Consider the following 1,337-nt stretch of genomic DNA (forward strand, 5'->3'; position numbering starts at 1 on the left):
AGTAATGTGGCCAAAAATAGTTGGTAACATTTTTCCAATTAAAGCTTATCTTTGAATAGTAAAGTCGAAGAGGAAACAGGCACTGCTGGGGAGCAACCTGCCAGAAATAGACTTTTCAGATTATACAGTAAAAGGGTACCACCTCAACGTGGTACTCTTCTTTCTTCTCTTTTTGCCACTTTTACTGGTAATCTTTCATGTCTAGGAAAACCCAGTTCCAGTTTGGTTTTTAAACCATATGTACCATCGTAAAAAATTTCTGAAATGTTCTCTTGATAACCCCCTATGAAACGAGATGTCATCTTTCAGGTGAGAAAAGAACCCCTCTAAACAATTCGTCGTGCGAGGGATCCTGGTGTTGTTCAGGTAGTGGAACATGCAAGGCAAGGCATTCTTTATGGTGTTATAAGCACTGTACAAGGCCTTGCGCGTGCGCCACATCCTTCCGCTCTGTTCATTGTATGTTTGGTGGAATAGATACTCGCTGGTATCGTTAACCCAGGAAGTAAAGGCATTAACAAAGAGTTCTCTTTTTTCTATCGAGTCTATTTTGCACACGGTCATGGCGATAGTCCTTAAACGACGTCCCTCCACGCTCTTGTGGTCTTTCTTGAGATAGGCTAAACAACCACGTTGAACATGTACCAGGCAACGTTGAACCAGGATAGGCCCGTGATTCGTGCCATGTTCCTTGTTATATCTTTTTATCCACTTGTTAGCGTCTTTTATCGCCCGGATAATGGATTTATGACCATCACAAGTTACACTCTCGATGACGATGCCCAGGCTCATGATATTAATTAAATCTTGGTAGATTTCATCGGCATACTCGCCACTTGTTGTCCGGTAAAGTAACGTCTCTTTCAACTCGTTTTCTCGATAGATAAACAAGCATATCTTGTTACTAAAATAAGTCCCATCCACGACCAGGTTAACCAAGCGATATTCTGGAATTACCCAACATGGATAACGATTTAAATACACGGAAAATTTACGACGAAGAGTACGGGTGCTAAGCCCTGAATCTCGTGATATTGATTCCAGGGTTTGACGGTAAATGACCCACTTCTTGAACCAAATCAACTCGTTCGTTCTTTTGACTGGTTCATTTTTTATCGTGAAATAGATGCCACAATGCAGGCAACGGTAACGTTGTTTACCAGATTGTTTACCCCACTTTATCGTGTCGGTCGATTGGCATGACCAACAACGAGCTTTCCTACTAGATTTTTCCATAAAAATTACCTTAATTGAAAACGTTTTCAATTAAGGTAATTAATCATTCTGGAATTCAAATCGTTATAAAGAATTTACCAACTATTTTTGGCCACATGGCC

General features: G+C 40.5%; 1 protein-coding gene. It reads right to left on the reverse strand.

Going from position 1 to position 1,337, the window contains the following annotated elements; genetic code table 11:
* Positions 1 to 201: 201 nt before the first annotated feature.
* Positions 202 to 1,236, reverse strand: a complete 1,035-nt coding sequence (locus I2I33_RS20235) for a hypothetical protein (protein ID WP_087419475.1) — start codon at positions 1,234 to 1,236, stop codon at positions 202 to 204.
* Positions 1,237 to 1,337: the final 101 nt, after the last annotated feature.

Origin of the sequence: Butyricimonas sp. BSD2780061689_150309_C8, assembly GCF_015560935.1 — a bacterium.
Taxonomy (GTDB): domain Bacteria; phylum Bacteroidota; class Bacteroidia; order Bacteroidales; family Marinifilaceae; genus Butyricimonas; species Butyricimonas paravirosa.